The following is a 14,752-nucleotide window of genomic DNA, read 5'->3' as shown; positions in this document are numbered from 1 at the left end:
GGGACAAAAGACCGTGAATTTAAAGCTTCATTTTCATGCCTTCATGAGTGGCTTTAAATCCTAAACGTTCATAAAAACGCAACGTTTCTTCCCGCTTTTTATCGGTCGTCAGCTGAATGATATGGCAGCCCCGCTTCCTTGCACGGTCAATCGCATATTGAATCAACTTGCTTCCAATACCTTTCCCTCGTTCTGTAGATGCCGTCCGAACCCCTTCGATCGTAGCTCTCCAACCGCCTTGATGGGTAATGTAAGGAGTGAACGTGATTTGCTGTACCCCAACGATTTCCTCACCAAGACATGCTACGATCAATTCATTATTTCCATCTGCATCAATGGATTCAAATGCTTTTATATAGCTTTCAGGAAGGGGATTTTCATAGCGCTCCCTTTCCTTCCCCAAAACATCATCCGCAAGCATCTGTACTATTTCACTTAAATCTTTTGCCGTCGCATTCCTGAATGTGACCATGCTATCCCTCCTGATATGTACTTCAGTATCTCGTCATGATGAAAACCAAACGTTCATTAATAACTTCTGCTAATAGTCCAGCGGTCCTCTTTTCTGGAAGAAAAAAGGACGGACTTCCTCTATTAAAAGGAAGTCCGTCCAGTAAATCATTATTAAGTAATTGGCGCAGGATTGAACAGTGCCAAATCATTATGCAGGCCCCAATGCTCTGCCCAGGTTTTCTTTTTACCGCTGGCCACTTCCAAAATAAGGTGAAATATTTCCCATCCAACATCCTCAATCGTTGCTTCACCAGTAGCTATAGTTCCAGCATTTATATCGATCAGATCTTTCCATTGCTCTGTCAATGTATTTCGTGTAGATACTTTGATGACGGAAGCCATTGCGAGATTATAAGGTGTGCCTCTACCAGTTGAAAAAACTTGAAGGTGCATACCAGAAGCGAGCTGCAGTGTTCCGCAAACAAAGTCACTAGCTGGTGTAGCTGCAAAAATCAGCCCTTTTTCCGTTGCTTTTTCACCTGGAGCCAATACGCCTGAAATGGGGCTGCCTCCGGATTTGGCAATGGAGCCTAATGATTTTTCCACTACATTGGCCAATCCGCCTTTTTTGTTTCCAGGCGACGGATTGGCACTTCGATCAGCATCACCTAAAGCAAGGTAGTTATCATACCAATCCATTTCCTTTATTAAGGCTCTTCCTACTTCTTCATTCACGGCTCGAGGCGTCAATAGATGAATCGCATCCCGTACTTCTGTGACTTCAGAGAATAGAACGGTTGCCCCTGCTCTAACTAACAGATCTGTAGCATATCCTACTGCAGGGTTAGCTGTCACACCAGAGAAGGCATCACTTCCTCCGCACTGCGTACCGATGACTAATTCGGAAACCGGAAATGTCTCCCGCTGCCTGCGGTTCAACTTGATTAAACGTTCCTCGGCCATTTCCATAATGGATTGGACCATTCCCGCAAATCCCTGCTGATCCTGAAGTGAAATGATATCTGAATCATCCCCGCTTGGATTTATTCTCATTGGAGAAAGTTTTTCACACCCTAATCCAACTACCAAGGCTTCCCCGCCGAAATTTGGGTGTTTCGCAAGGTTCTGTATCGTGCGAATGGGAATAACCGCTTCCGGTGCATTGATAGCGACTCCGCACCCATAGTTGTGATTTATAGCGAAAACATCATCAACATTGGGATACTTCGGGAGTAGCTCTTTTTTTATCCGGTTCACGACAAAATCCAGAACGCCCACAACACATTGAACGCTTGTTGTAATGCCTAATATATTCTTGGTTCCAACACTGCCATCTTCATTGCGAAATCCTTGAAATGTATACCCTTCAAGTGGGGGTAAAGTTTTCGGTATATCATTTGCTACCGGTAATGCCTTTAAATCTGGAGAAGCCGGCAGTATCACCAACGACTCGTCAATCCAACTGCCCTTACTGATTGATTCAGCCGCATAACCGATAACTTCCCCATAGCGTATGATGGCTTCATTCTCCACTATATCCGTCAAAGCCACTTTGTGACCTTGTGGTACTCTTTCTTTCAATTCAAGCCCACAAGAGAAAACGGTTCCTTGATCCAAGCCCCCCGTATTAACCACGATGGCGACATTATCAATCTTATTTACCTTAATATAAAGCGGAACCTCCGTCAGTTGCGTTTTTGTATCCACTTTACCACTCCTTCATTCTAAAAAAGCAAACAGTCATCACTAAAGATACACGAGAGGGTTATTATTTTACAAACACCGTTTTAATGGATGTAAAAAACTCTTTTGCTGCTTCTCCTTGTTCCCTGGAGTGGGAGCTGGAGTTTTTCATGCCGCCAAATGGCGCCTGCAATTCAACGCCTGCGCTCTCAGCGTTGACCCTGATCAATCCCGCTTCCATATCGTTAACAAATGAAAGCAAATGTTTGATATTCGCTGTGAAAATCGAAGCACTAAGGCCGTATTCCACGCTGTTCGCAAGTTGCAGGGCCTCTTCAACTGAATCAGCTTTCAATAAAGCAATTACCGGACCAAAAATTTCTTCCTGTACAATCGTCATATCTGACGTGCAGTTATCAAAAATAGTAGGCTCTACATAAAAGCCATTTGCCTGAGGGCCTTCTTCAGCACGCTTCCCGCCAATTAGAAGTTCAGCGCCTTCTTCCACTCCTTTTTTAATATAGGAAAGAACCGTATTCAATTGATTTTCGCTAGCACATGGACCCATCCATGTTCCGCTGTCCAATCCATCCCCGATGGAAATGCCTTTCGTTTCTTTCACCAGCAGCTGCTTGAACTCTTCATAAACTTCAGCTGCAACGATGACACGGCTTGTCGCGGTACATTTTTGCCCCGTTGAACGGAACGCACCTGTAATGACGGCTTCTACAGCCAGATTAAGATCCGCATCCGCTGCAACGATGACCGGGTTTTTCCCGCCCATTTCAAGCTGGTATTTCGCTCCGCGTGCTAACGCCGCTTGTCCAATCCTTTTTCCAACGCCGTTTGAGCCGGTAAAGGTAATGCCGTTTACATCTTCGTGATCAGCGATGCCCTGCCCGATGACACTGCCCGGTCCTGTGACCATATTGATTACACCCGCCGGTAAACCGGCTTCTTCAAAACACTCCATGATCTTCGCACAGGTGATGGCCGTCTCGGTGGCTGGCTTGACCACAATCGTATTCCCATATACGAGAGCAGGAGCCATCTTCCAAATTGGGATGGCGATTGGGAAATTCCAAGGTGTTATGACGCCCACAACGCCAAGCGGGACTCGCGTCGTGAACATAAGCGCTGAACTGTCGGTGGATGGAATGACATCCCCCACTTTACGCATTCCTTCTCCTGCATAGTATTTCAGGATCGCAATGCCGCGTGCCGTTTCCCCTTTTGTTTCAGCAAAGGTCTTTCCCATTTCCCGTGTTGCACATTCTGCGATTTCATCAATCCGCTTTTCAAGAATTTGCGCTGCTTTATATAGATACTCCCCGCGCTCTGAACCAGCTAGTTTGCGCCATTTTTCTTTCGCCTTTTTCGCAGCTTCCACAGCCAGGTTCAAGTCATCCTTGGTAGATTTTTGTACATATCCGACAATTGCCTGTTTATCTGCCGGGTTTAAACTTTTTTCAACTTCATTTGAAATAGAAGCAACCCATTCACCGTTAATATAGTTAAGATACGTTTTTGTTTGAACTGTAGTTATCATATATAATCCCCACCCTTATTAGATTGATTGAATTGGTGTTTCTTTTGGAAAACGATTTAAAGCATTCTCTAATATCGTTTGCATTTCTGTATAATGTTCTTTTTCCACCGGAAGAATTGGTAATCTGACTGTTTGCCCAACCGGCATTCCCATAATCTCCATACCTGCTTTAATGAGCGAAACGGCATATCCCTTTCTCTGACGGCGAATATTGTTGATTGGCATGATGACCTGTTGGTAAATTTCATTGACCGTTTCCTGATCTCCGCTCAAAATGCCATTATAGAATTTTCGTGAGATATGCGGGATGTAATTGGATATCGCCGATGAATATGAGTCAAAGCCAAGTGGAACGTAGGCCGACATGGTAACTTCCGCAAGCGGCATTCCGTTCAGCCAGCCGAAACGTTTTCCGAAGGTTTGTGTAAGGAGTCCATTCAACTCCATATTGCCCAGGCCGTCTTTGACGCCGACCACCTGCGGGACCTCAGCAAGCGCTTCCAAAGTTGAAAGTGAAAATGAAACATTATCACGCTGATATACTATGGAATTTAAGTCTGTACTTTCTGCGATGGTTTTGAAATAAGCAGCCAGACCTGCCTGTTCTCCAGTAACGAGATATGGAGGTAATATTAAATAACCGTCTGCCCCTCTATCCGCGGATATTCTGGCAAGTTCGAGGGAAGTTTGAATATTCCCGCCTACCCCTGTGTATACAGGTACTTTTCCAGCCGTGACGGATACGGCTACCTCTACCATCGCTTCATATTCCTCTTTACTTAACGAAGGATATTCCGCTGCTGCACATGCCACGAAAATAGCCTCGAGTCCCTCATCTAATAAAAATTGGATATTTTGGGCGAGTGCTTGTTCATCAAGCTTATTACTCGTTGTGAATGGTGCCACGGGAAATCCGAGTATTCCTTTAGGTGCCTTGCGAGTCTTATTCATTATTTATTCCCCCTTGTGTATTATTGTTTTATTGTAAGACAAATAGACCTTCTGGTCAATCGTATTTTTTTTATTTTCTGAAAAAACTAACATTACCTTAAACCTCAATAATTTCACTTCTACTATATACAAAAAAACACGATAATTAAGGAGCTAAAATGAAAAATGATTTATGAAAAAAAGCCATTGACAAACAATTTTATTTGTCTTACCATTGGACAAAACTAAATATTAAGAATTTTCACGAAGGAGGAAACAGTTAACATTGTAAGCGGTATCAAATGAAAATATAATTAAATACGATTAAGGAAGTGAGTATATGAACGCTGAAGAAAAAGTTTTTCAACCATCTCCTAAACTACCAAGTGCCCAGAAAAAAACACGCACACGATGGTTCATTGTCTTTATGCTCTTTTTGGTCACTGCTCTGAATTATGCGGATCGTGCGACGCTATCAATTGCGGGTACGGACATGTCTGGTCAGCTTGGTCTCGATTCAGTCATGATGGGCTACGTTTTCTCCGCTTTCGCTTGGTCTTATGTAGCAGGACAAATTCCAGGCGGATGGCTTTTAGACCGTTTTGGCTCAAAAAAGGTTTACTTTTGGAGTATCACGTTATGGTCTGCCTTTACGCTTTTACAAGGGTTTCTAGGTTTTTTCGGTTCTGCCGGAACAGCTGTCATCGTATTGTTCGGCCTGCGTTTTTTAGTTGGATTGGCAGAAGCGCCTTCCTTCCCGGCCAACAGCCGCATCGTCGCTACATGGTTCCCAAGCCATGAACGCGGAACCGCGGCTGCCACTTTCAATTCCGCCCAGTATTTTGCAACCGTTCTCTTTGCACCGATCATGGGTTACATTACGTATAAATTTGGTTGGGAATATGTCTTCTTCTTTATGGGTGCTTTAGGAATCATCGTTGCTTTCATCTGGCTGAAAACGATTTATGGCCCGAAAGAACATCCTCGTATCAACAAAGCTGAGCTTGAATATATCGAAGCTGGCGGCGCTTTGATCAATATGGATCAAACCAGTGCAAATAAGGAGGAAAAGAAAGGCGTCAACTGGAATCATATTAAGCAGCTTTTATCAAACCGCATGCTGTTAGGTGTTTATCTAGGACAATATTGCATTACGACGTTAACGTACTTTTTCCTGACATGGTTTCCTGTGTACCTTGTACAAGAAAGAGGCATGACCATTCTTGAAGTTGGATTCGTCGCTTCCCTTCCCGCCATTTGTGGATTTTTTGGCGGTATTCTCGGAGGTACATTCTCGGATTTCTTGTTACGGAAGGGATTCTCATTGACTGTCGCCCGAAAAATGCCAATTGTTGTTGGGATGATTCTATCGATGAGCTTGGTAGCAGCAAACTATGTAGATACGGAATGGGTTGTCATTTTCGTAATGGCCCTTGCGTTTTTCGGTAAAGGATTTGGGGCATTAGGCTGGGCGGTTGTGGCCGATACCTCACCAAAAGAAATGTCCGGTGTCAGCGGCGGGCTTTTCAACACATTCGGTAACATTGCCGGCATTACAACACCGATCATCATCGGATATATCATTGCCACGACAGGGTCGTTCAATGGGGCGCTAGTTTTCGTATGTGCCAATGCTCTTGTCGCTATTTTAAGTTACTTATTCCTGGTTGGTGAAATTAAACGTGTAGAGTTAAAATCATAATCAACTAATTATTCTAGTAGGGGGAAAAATTATGAACAATCAATTGCTTAAGGATAATGTAAAAATCGGCACACCGGTAATTTCTGAAATGAGCGTTATTCCAGTTGCGGGCCATGACGGCATGCTGCTGAACTTAAGTGGTGCCCATGCTCCATATTTCACCCGGAACATTGTCATTCTAAAAGACAATGCGGGTAATACAGGTGTAGGTGAAGTTCCTGGGGGCGAAAAAATCCGCCAAACTCTAGAAGATGCCAAACAATTGGTTGTCGGCCAGTCCATAGGGACCTACAACAACATTCTGAATACCATCCGTAAGCAGTTTGGGGACCGCGATGCTGGAGGGCGCGGCCTTCAGACTTTCGATCTCCGTATTGCCATTCATGCCGTAACAGCATTGGAAGCGGCACTTCTTGATTTAGTTGGCCAATATTTAGGTGTTCCTGTCGCAGCCCTTCTCGGTGAAGGACAGCAGCGTGATAAGGTGGAAATGCTGGGCTACTTATTTTATGTAGGTAACCGCAATAAAACAGATCTTGGTTATTTAAGCGAACCGGAAGCGGAAAATGACTGGCTTCGCCTCCGTCATGAGGAAGCGCTGACACCCGAATCGATTGTCCGCTTGGCAGAAGCCGCCCACTCTCGCTATGGATTCAATGATTTTAAATTGAAAGGCGGGGTTTTACGCGGGGAGGAAGAAATCGAAGCGGTGACGGCACTTGCTGAACGCTTCCCTGAAGCCAGGATCACGCTTGATCCAAATGGCGGCTGGCTGCTTGAGGATGCGATTAAACTTTGCAGGGATCAGCATCATGTTTTAGCTTATGCGGAAGATCCATGCGGAGCGGAAAATGGTTTTTCCGCCCGGGAAATCATGACGGAATTCAGGCGTGCAACGGGCCTTCCAACCGCTACGAACATGATTGCAACGGACTGGAGGCAAATGGGGCACTCCATTCAACTTCAATCCGTGGACATCCCTCTTGCCGATCCGCATTTTTGGACGATGCAGGGCTCCGTCCGTGTCGCTCAAATGTGCAACGACTGGGGATTGACATGGGGATCACACTCGAATAATCACTTTGACATTTCACTTGCCATGTTTACACACGTTGCAGCAGCCGCACCAGGAAAAATCACTGCAATCGATACCCACTGGATTTGGCAGGATGGGCAGCGTTTGACGAAAGAACCTTTTAAAATTGTCGGCGGTATGGTCGATGTCCCTTCCAAACCTGGACTTGGAATTGAAGTGGATATGGATCAAATCGAGAAGGCACACCAGCTTTATAAACAAAAAGGACTTGGTGCCCGTGATGATTCAATGGCGATGCAATACCTGGTTTCCGGATGGAAGTTCAATCCAAAATCTCCTTGCCTTGTGAGATGATTTTTTTCCTACATTGCGTGCGTCTCTCTCTTTAGAGAGGCGCATTTTACTTTTTTTGGACGTAGGTCTTCTCATACTCACATGCAAATAAGTGTATTATATTATATAATTAGTCTTACAGTAGTAATACATATAGGATTTAACAGAAAAGGGGTTACACAATGGAAGAATCGTCAAAAAAATTAGGCGTACAATCGGTACATCGCAACACTCTTTCACAACAAGTCGTGGATCAAATTGTGCATCTGCTCGTCAGCGGACAAATGAAAGCGGGCGACAAACTGCCTCCTGAAATGGAACTTATGAAAGAACTTGAAGTAAGCAGGCCTGTTTTACGTGAGGCGCTCAGTGCACTTGATACACTAGGTGTCATTACTCGAAAAACACGTGAAGGAACCTTTTTTAACGATAAAATCGGTACACATCCATTCTCTGTCATGCTGGCGCTGGCTACAGATAATTTACCAGCGATCATCGAAGCGCGAATGGCTTTGGAGTTGGGATTAGTAACGATGGCTGCCGAGAAGATCACAGACGAACAACTGGAGAAACTGCAAGTTACGATTGAGACGATTGCCAATAGTGAAGACAACGATTATGGAGAGGCCGATAAAGAATTTCACAAGATCATAGCTTTAAGTGCAAACAATCCCATTATTGAAGGCATGATCGATTCTTTATTGATTACACATAATAAAATTAATAGCCTGATTCAATTCAGAGAACGGGAACTGACTGTAAAGTATCATAAAGCCATCTATGCGGCACTTGCAGCACATGATCCGCATGAAGCATTTAGCCAAATGTACAAACACCTTGATTACGTCCGTCAGAAAGTCCTTCAATATTCTCACGCCAATTAATATATCGTTTGAGAGGTATCGCAGCAAACTGATGGATCACTCAGTGATCCAATTTCATAGGGAAAGTGGATTTTTTCTGGGAACCTATTTTGCTTCCAAGATTTCAGAGTTCAACTTATCTTTTAAATCCAATTGATAGCATAATTCTTTTTGAGAGAAAAACTGGATAGTAGTTCGAACTATCCAGCCCCCACTTATCCACTTTCGATTGAAATGACAATGTCAGGACTACCGAATGAAGTAGAAACTTCCTCTAGCAAATTGTCTGGCTAACCAAATTCCCCCTACAATGATCCTGCCTATGCTCCACTCAAAAAAATGCATCCCTGCTAACTAGCAGGAATGCATATATCAGTCACTAAGTTCTTGACCATTCTTTTTACGGGCTTAATATGCACTCCAACCAGCATCTGCGGTGATGACAGTACCATTAACAAAACTGGAATCGTCTGAAGCAAGGAATAATGCCACTTTAGCGATTTCCTCAGGTTTACCATTGCGTGGATTGATAGCCATACCCAATTGTTGGCGAGAGAAGCCAAACTCATTGATATTCGTCATGCTGGAACCAATATTGGTTTCAACTCCGCCTGGTGCTATTGCATTGCAGCGAATCCCTTTATTGGCATACATAAAGCCCGTGTTTTTTGTGAATCCAACGACTGCGTGCTTAGAGGCAGTGTATGCTGCACCTGCTCGAGCACCGTACAAACCGCCAGCAGAAGCAATATTGATGATGACCCCTTTTTGTTTTTCTAAAAAGATCGGCAACACCTTTCTAGTCGAACGCATGACGCTAGTCGTGTTAATGGCAAAAATCCGATCCCATCTAGAGTCTTCAATGTCTCCAGCCGGTTCCATGCCATCCATGATACCCGCGTTATTCACCAAAATATCCACCGTACCGTAAGTACTGACCGTGGTATCGATCAAATGTTGAATATCTTCCTCCACCGCCACGTTCGTTTTAATGGCAAAGGCCATTCCGCCATTCGCTTTTATTTCTTCTACCGTTTCGTTCGCACCATCAAGATTTAAATCCGATACGACGACTTTCGCACCTTCTCTAGCATAATCTATAGCAATTTGTTTTCCCATGCCTGATGCTGCACCTGTCACTACTGCAACTTTGTAATGTAATTTCATTATGAACTCCCCCATTCATTCTAGTGAAGTGATACTTATTGTACAGATGTTCATTAACTACCTTCCTTTATAGTATAATTAGTTTCAGTAGGCTTATACAATCAGCAAATGATGACCTCGATGTTGAACAATGAACAGAAAGTGGTCATTATGTTCATTAAAAGCACAATAACGGGCAAAGGGTGGAGAAAATGACTGATAATAACACTGGGATTGATAGAAGGATCAGGAAGTCCAAAATGGCTTTGAAAGAATCCCTCATATCATTAATGCAAAATAAGGATTTCAGGGATATATCGATTACTGACATTGTAGAACTCGCCGACCTTAATCGGGGTACATTTTATAAACACTATCAGTACAAAGAGGAACTGCTTGAAGAGGTCATGGAAGATGTCATTGCGGATTTGATCATATCTTACCGGGAACCTTATAAGAACGTTGATACTTTCACCATCAATGAACTAACCGCTTCAGTCATCAAAATATTTGAACATGTAGCTAACTATGCAAACATTTATACCCTTATCCTAAAGACGAATGCATGGCCTACATTACTGGAAAGGATTTGTAATGAGTTAAAGAAACTTCCATTGGAGGACCTGGAAGATTACCGGCCGAACCCTAAGATCAATATAGAACTTGCCTCCAGCTACCAAGCGTATGCGATATTAGGCATGATCATCGAATGGGTCAACACTGGCTTTAAATATAGCGCTGGCTATATGGCTGAACAGTTGCTTGAAATCCTGAATAATAAATCGGTAAATTCCGTCTTTAAAATAAACCATACATTTTAAGCAGGAATAAGAGGGCTGCATCGGCAACCCTCTTAAGCCTATTAAAACGCCTGTCCTTTGGAAAGAAACCTTGTTACGGCAGCCAAGAAAGCTGGTAAATTATCTTCATGGACAAAGTGTCCGGCATCCTCTATCGTCACCAATTCGCAATTCGGAATAAGCTCGGAAACCTCCTGCAATTTGTTTTGGGGAATATGGCTCGACCCGCCCCCTATAACAAGCGTCGGCATCATAATATCGGTAAGGCGCGCCCACCATTTGGGATCGGGTTCATTAAGCTGCTGTAGAATCGAAGGCACTACCTGCCAATCAAACGGCAGTGGGACAGATGGTTTGGAAGGAACCTCCATTGGCTTATCCGAAAAAGGAGGAGGCGTGTCTTCGACAATCAACCTATCTATCCTCGAAGGATAAGTTTGCGAGAACAGATAGGAAACTGTTCCCCCCATGGAATGCCCCATTAGCGAAAACCTTCCCAAATTAAGCGCATCCGCAAAATGAAGCAAATCATCGCACATCAATTCAAAAGTGTATGTATTAGTTCTCGCACTCCCACCATGGCCCCGTTGATCTAAGGCTAAAACACGATAATTTTCTCCTAATGCGGCAGCCGCTTGATCCCATGAATCTGCACTTTTCCCCAGCGCGTGAAGAACAACAAGCGGCGGTGCAGAAACATCCCCGCTCTCCCGATATTGAAACGTGAGGCCATTAAACTCAATTTGATTAACCCGTATTTCCATCTCCATTCATCTCCTAGGATCGGATTCGTCATTTTGAACCCGATATATTTAATAAAAACCTCCTAGAATACTATGTTCTCTATAATTAAAATATACTTTTTATGCCTTCACCCATTTATTCGCCCTAACCGGCGATTTATTCGACCTTTACCACATTTATTCATCCTTTAGCCTAGAGGAATTGACGGCAGCGAAGTAATCCATGACAAATAACCGAAATTGCTTGGCTACTGAGGTGAAGTAGCGTTTTTCTGACCAGCCAAGCCCTATTGTTCTTTGACAAACAGGTTCTGTTATTCGAATTTTATGGGATAATGATCCGGTTTGATGAAGCCATGTCAATTCGGATACGAAGGCGATCCCCAACCCTTTCCTGACAAGGTCCGAGATGACAGCTGGTTCATCTCCTTCGAAGGCGATGTGCTGGACGAATCCCGCTTCGAGGCAAAATTGGTCGGTTAGGCTTCGGAACCCGAAGCCTGTATTCATACTGATGAACGGTTCATCTTTCACTTCTTTGAGTGTTATGCTTTCCCTGCCAGCCAGCCGGTGATTGGGAGGCACGATCAAGTATATTTCTTCGGTGATCAGCGGTTCCCACCTTAAGTCTGGTCCTTCGATCGGAACGGACGATATGCAATAATCGATTTCTCCTTCAATTAAAAGCTGCTTCATTGATGATATGGATTTTAGGAATTGTTGAAAACGGACATCCGGGTACTGAGATAAAAATGCACCCAATAAATCAGGCAGGACCCTGGGAATGGTAACGGCCAAAGTGATGTTCTTTTGGTCTTGATCTGCTAATTCCACTATTTCGCGCCTTCCTTCATTCAGTTCCGCAAAAGCGCGTTCGACCCGGTTCAAGAATATTCGGCCGGCTGCATTGAGCTTGATTTTCCGGTGTTCCCTATCGAAAAGTGCGACACCCAAATCCTCTTCAAGCCGGGATATGGTTTTACTGAGGGATGGCTGAGCTATTTGAAGTTGTTCCGCAGCCTTCGTCATATGTTCCAGTCGTGCTACGGTTTGAAAGTATTGCAGCTGTAATATTTCCATTTTCCCACTCTTTTCGCATAGATTTAAATCTATTATTACATAACCAATTATGTATTATACAGTATCTAAAAAAGCCATTATGATGAAATAATCTCTTATTTAGAAAGGGCAGGCTCAATAATGAAAGGTTTACAACTTGTATTGCAAGATATTAAAGCAATGTGGAAACATAAACACGGGAGAATCGCCTTGATTTTCCTTTTGGTCGTTCCATTGATTTACTCTGGTTTCTTCTTGGCTGGATATTGGAATCCTTATGGACAGTTGGATCAGCTCCCTGTAGCAGTGGTCAATCTCGATAATGGTTCGGAAATGGATGATAAGCCAGTCCAAGCTGGAGATGATTTCGTTAAAGAATTAAAAAAGCAAAAAGAATTGGACTTTCACTTTGTCACGGCAAAGAAGGCTAATACAGGTCTTGAAGAAGGTACCTATTTTATGGTTGTCACGATTCCGGAGGATTTTTCGGAAAATGTCACGACTTTAATGGATGAAAAACCGGAAAGAGCTAAACTTTTGTATACTGTCAATCCAGGTAAAAACTTCGTTGCCTCACAAATCAGCTCAACTGCTGTTGAAAAGATGACTGCAAAAATCAACGCAAGCATTACGAAAGTCTATTCTGAAGGCATCCTTTCAAAATTCCAGGAGGTTTCTAAAGGCTTGGCGAATGCCGGGGATGGAGCAGAAGAGCTTCAACAAGGAACGGCGGAAGCGAAAAGCGGCAGTGAAAAATTGGATGATGGCATTCAGGATTTAAATGATGGCGCCCAGAAACTGCAAACAGGAAGCACCAAGCTCTTGGATGGACAAGAAGCCTTAGCTGACGGTGCGAAAGGATTAACATCAGGTTCGCGGAACTTGTATTCCGGAATGAAGCAGCTATCGGATGGACATCACTCATTGGAAAGTGGGATGAATGAAGTAAGACAGGGTGTTGAGGACTGGTCAGCCGGAAATAAAAAATTGATGCAAGGGCAAGAACAGGCTGCCGATACAGCGAATACTCTTAAGAAACAATTGGATGCCTATATGAAAAGTCATCCTGATGCAATAAAGGATCAAGACTTCAAGCAGATCATTGCCCTATCAGAAGGTTTATCCAAAACAGCCGCCACTTTAAATGCCGGTCAAAGGCAATTGGGAGAAGGTGCTGAAAAAGTGGCTGATGGACAAGAGACCATTCAAACCGGGATGAATGCCTTTGGTGATAAAATGGCACAAGCTACCTCAGGTGCCAAGCAATTAAACGAGGGATCTCTAGAATTCGCGAATGGTTTCTCTAATTGGACAAATGGTTTCTCCACTTTAAATGCCGGAATCGTTTCGCTAGCTGGCGGAAGCAGCCAGCTAGCCAGTGGATCGACGGAACTACAAGAAGGACTGGCTTCGCTGGAAACGGGCTCAAGCAAGTTATCCTCCAAGCTTAATGAAGCTGCCGATAAAACGGCTAGTCTTCAGTACGACGATTCGACCACTTCAATGTTCTCTGAACCCGTGCAATTGGTCCAATCCAATTTATCCGAAGTTCCTAACTATGGAACCGGAATTGCCCCTTATTTTCTGTCTTTGGCCTTTTATGTAGGCGGCATCATGGCTTCCAATATCTTGCCGCTTGGCCGCAGGCAGAATCTTAGGGTTACCGGAACCGTTCATTTCACGAATAAATTAATGCTCGTATATGTAATCGGCTTGATTCAGGCAGTTCTAGTGGATGCAGTGGTCCTGCTTGGATTCCATTTACATGTAGCAAGTGTCCCTGTATTCATTCTATCTAGCATCATCGTTTCATTTACCTTCATGACGTTCATTCTTATGCTGGTGACCGTATTCGGAGTGGTCGGAAAATTCGCGGCCGTGACCCTTCTCGTGTTCCAATTGGCTACATGCGGAGGAACATTCCCAGGCGAACTGGGCATGTCGCTATTGACGAAAATCGGTCAATTTTTACCTATGGCCCATTCACTAAAGGAACTTCAAGAGGTCATCTCCTTAGGCGGCTGGGAAAACTTGCAGGTGCAGATGTGGATCCTACTTGCCTATCTAGTTTCTGCCGCGATCATTGGCTGGATAGCTAGTCATATCCAGCATGCAAAAGTAACTTCAGAGGAAGTGACATCTTGATGTAAAAAAAGCGCAGTGCAAATGGCACTGCGCCTTTTTTGTATAAAAGTGAAATCACCGGGTAAAACATATTTGATTCATGGGTCGATTTAAATAGGGATAGGTCGAATATTTCCAACGTGGGTCGAATTTAATCGGCGGTAGGTCGAATTACTCCAGCGGGGGTCGAATTAAATCGGTGGTAGGTCGAATTAACCCCAGCAGGGGTCGAATTTACTACATCGTAGGTCGATTTAAATAGGTGGTAGGTCGAATTATTCCAGCGGGGGACAAATTTAATCGGCGGTAGGTCGAATTACTCCAGCGGGGG

The 14,752-nt window shown here is 43.9% G+C and carries 12 protein-coding genes; 5 read left to right on the top strand and 7 right to left on the bottom strand.

All coding sequences use genetic code 11. The features are described 5' to 3' along the window. Positions 1-19: 19 nt before the first annotated feature. The 4 genes from ACWF5P_RS01220 to kdgD form a co-directional block, all read right to left on the bottom strand. Complete coding sequence (locus ACWF5P_RS01220) at positions 20-472, bottom strand: GNAT family N-acetyltransferase (protein ID WP_101223155.1); 453 nt, start codon at positions 470-472, stop codon at positions 20-22. Between the two features lie 152 nt (positions 473-624). Beyond that, a complete protein-coding gene (garD, locus tag ACWF5P_RS01215; protein ID WP_427571569.1) occupies positions 625-2,160 on the bottom strand; it encodes a galactarate dehydratase in 1,536 nt (511 codons plus the stop codon). Positions 2,161-2,221: 61 nt separating this feature from the next. After that, positions 2,222-3,685, bottom strand: coding sequence for an alpha-ketoglutaric semialdehyde dehydrogenase GucD (gene gucD, locus ACWF5P_RS01210; RefSeq protein WP_101223157.1), 1,464 nt, complete (start codon positions 3,683-3,685; stop codon positions 2,222-2,224). A gap of 18 nt (positions 3,686-3,703) precedes the next feature. Next, positions 3,704-4,636 carry a 5-dehydro-4-deoxyglucarate dehydratase gene (gene kdgD, locus ACWF5P_RS01205; RefSeq protein WP_452444498.1) on the bottom strand — a complete coding sequence of 311 codons (933 nt, stop codon included), beginning with the start codon at positions 4,634-4,636 and terminating at the stop codon, positions 3,704-3,706. Between the two features lie 319 nt (positions 4,637-4,955). Here kdgD and ACWF5P_RS01200 point away from each other — a divergent pair, with 319 nt between their 5' ends. From ACWF5P_RS01200 to ACWF5P_RS01190, 3 genes are all read left to right on the top strand, one after another. After that, a complete protein-coding gene (locus tag ACWF5P_RS01200; protein WP_101223159.1) occupies positions 4,956-6,317 on the top strand; it encodes an MFS transporter in 1,362 nt (453 codons plus the stop codon). A 31-nt stretch (positions 6,318-6,348) separates the two neighbouring features. Further along, entirely contained in the window at positions 6,349-7,707 is a 1,359-nt protein-coding gene (gene gudD, locus ACWF5P_RS01195) for a glucarate dehydratase (protein ID WP_452444497.1), read from the top strand. A gap of 161 nt (positions 7,708-7,868) precedes the next feature. After that, positions 7,869-8,570 (top strand): FadR/GntR family transcriptional regulator, encoded by a 702-nt coding sequence (locus tag ACWF5P_RS01190; protein ID WP_101223161.1) that lies wholly within the window; start codon positions 7,869-7,871, stop codon positions 8,568-8,570. A 387-nt stretch (positions 8,571-8,957) separates the two neighbouring features. Here the strand turns inward: ACWF5P_RS01190 and ACWF5P_RS01185 are convergent, their stop codons facing one another. Next, positions 8,958-9,716: an SDR family oxidoreductase gene (locus ACWF5P_RS01185; protein ID WP_452444496.1), complete on the bottom strand. Its 759-nt coding sequence runs from the start codon at positions 9,714-9,716 to the stop codon at positions 8,958-8,960. A 191-nt stretch (positions 9,717-9,907) separates the two neighbouring features. Here ACWF5P_RS01185 and ACWF5P_RS01180 point away from each other — a divergent pair, with 191 nt between their 5' ends. Then, on the top strand, positions 9,908-10,516 hold the full coding sequence (locus tag ACWF5P_RS01180; protein WP_434167688.1) for a TetR/AcrR family transcriptional regulator C-terminal domain-containing protein: 609 nt from the start codon (positions 9,908-9,910) through the stop codon (positions 10,514-10,516). 41 nt (positions 10,517-10,557) lie between these two features. Here ACWF5P_RS01180 and ACWF5P_RS01175 read toward each other — a convergent pair whose 3' ends face one another. Beyond that, positions 10,558-11,259, bottom strand: a complete 702-nt coding sequence (locus ACWF5P_RS01175) for an alpha/beta fold hydrolase (RefSeq protein ID WP_452444495.1) — start codon at positions 11,257-11,259, stop codon at positions 10,558-10,560. 156 nt (positions 11,260-11,415) lie between these two features. Then, a complete protein-coding gene (locus ACWF5P_RS01170; protein ID WP_452444494.1) occupies positions 11,416-12,318 on the bottom strand; it encodes a LysR family transcriptional regulator in 903 nt (300 codons plus the stop codon). 120 nt (positions 12,319-12,438) lie between these two features. On the opposite strand from ACWF5P_RS01170, the gene ACWF5P_RS01165 reads away from it, so the two are divergent. Then, the gene (locus tag ACWF5P_RS01165; RefSeq protein ID WP_452444493.1) at positions 12,439-14,442 is read left to right on the top strand and encodes a YhgE/Pip family protein; all 2,004 of its coding nucleotides are present in this window, start codon (positions 12,439-12,441) and stop codon (positions 14,440-14,442) included. Positions 14,443-14,752 lie beyond the last annotated feature (310 nt).

It is taken from the genome of Peribacillus sp. NPDC055009 (genome assembly GCF_053608705.1).
The sequence above is the reverse complement of the archived record's forward strand: the minus strand, read 5'-3'. Positions and strand labels throughout refer to the sequence as shown.

What these genes read in the sequence shown, in the direction of transcription:
- ACWF5P_RS01165 (WP_452444493.1), top strand. Translation starts at nt 12,439, where the DNA reads ATGAAAGGTTTACAACTTGTATTGCAAGATATTAAAGCAATGTGGAAA.
- ACWF5P_RS01185 (WP_452444496.1), bottom strand. Translation starts at nt 9,716, where the DNA reads ATGAAATTACATTACAAAGTTGCAGTAGTGACAGGTGCAGCATCAGGC.
- ACWF5P_RS01175 (WP_452444495.1), bottom strand. Translation starts at nt 11,259, where the DNA reads ATGGAAATACGGGTTAATCAAATTGAGTTTAATGGCCTCACGTTTCAA.
- ACWF5P_RS01180 (WP_434167688.1), top strand. Translation starts at nt 9,908, where the DNA reads ATGACTGATAATAACACTGGGATTGATAGAAGGATCAGGAAGTCCAAA.
- ACWF5P_RS01170 (WP_452444494.1), bottom strand. Translation starts at nt 12,318, where the DNA reads ATGGAAATATTACAGCTGCAATACTTTCAAACCGTAGCACGACTGGAA.
- ACWF5P_RS01220 (WP_101223155.1), bottom strand. Translation starts at nt 472, where the DNA reads ATGGTCACATTCAGGAATGCGACGGCAAAAGATTTAAGTGAAATAGTA.
- ACWF5P_RS01200 (WP_101223159.1), top strand. Translation starts at nt 4,956, where the DNA reads ATGAACGCTGAAGAAAAAGTTTTTCAACCATCTCCTAAACTACCAAGT.
- gudD (WP_452444497.1), top strand. Translation starts at nt 6,349, where the DNA reads ATGAACAATCAATTGCTTAAGGATAATGTAAAAATCGGCACACCGGTA.
- ACWF5P_RS01190 (WP_101223161.1), top strand. Translation starts at nt 7,869, where the DNA reads ATGGAAGAATCGTCAAAAAAATTAGGCGTACAATCGGTACATCGCAAC.
- gucD (WP_101223157.1), bottom strand. Translation starts at nt 3,685, where the DNA reads ATGATAACTACAGTTCAAACAAAAACGTATCTTAACTATATTAACGGT.
- kdgD (WP_452444498.1), bottom strand. Translation starts at nt 4,636, where the DNA reads ATGAATAAGACTCGCAAGGCACCTAAAGGAATACTCGGATTTCCCGTG.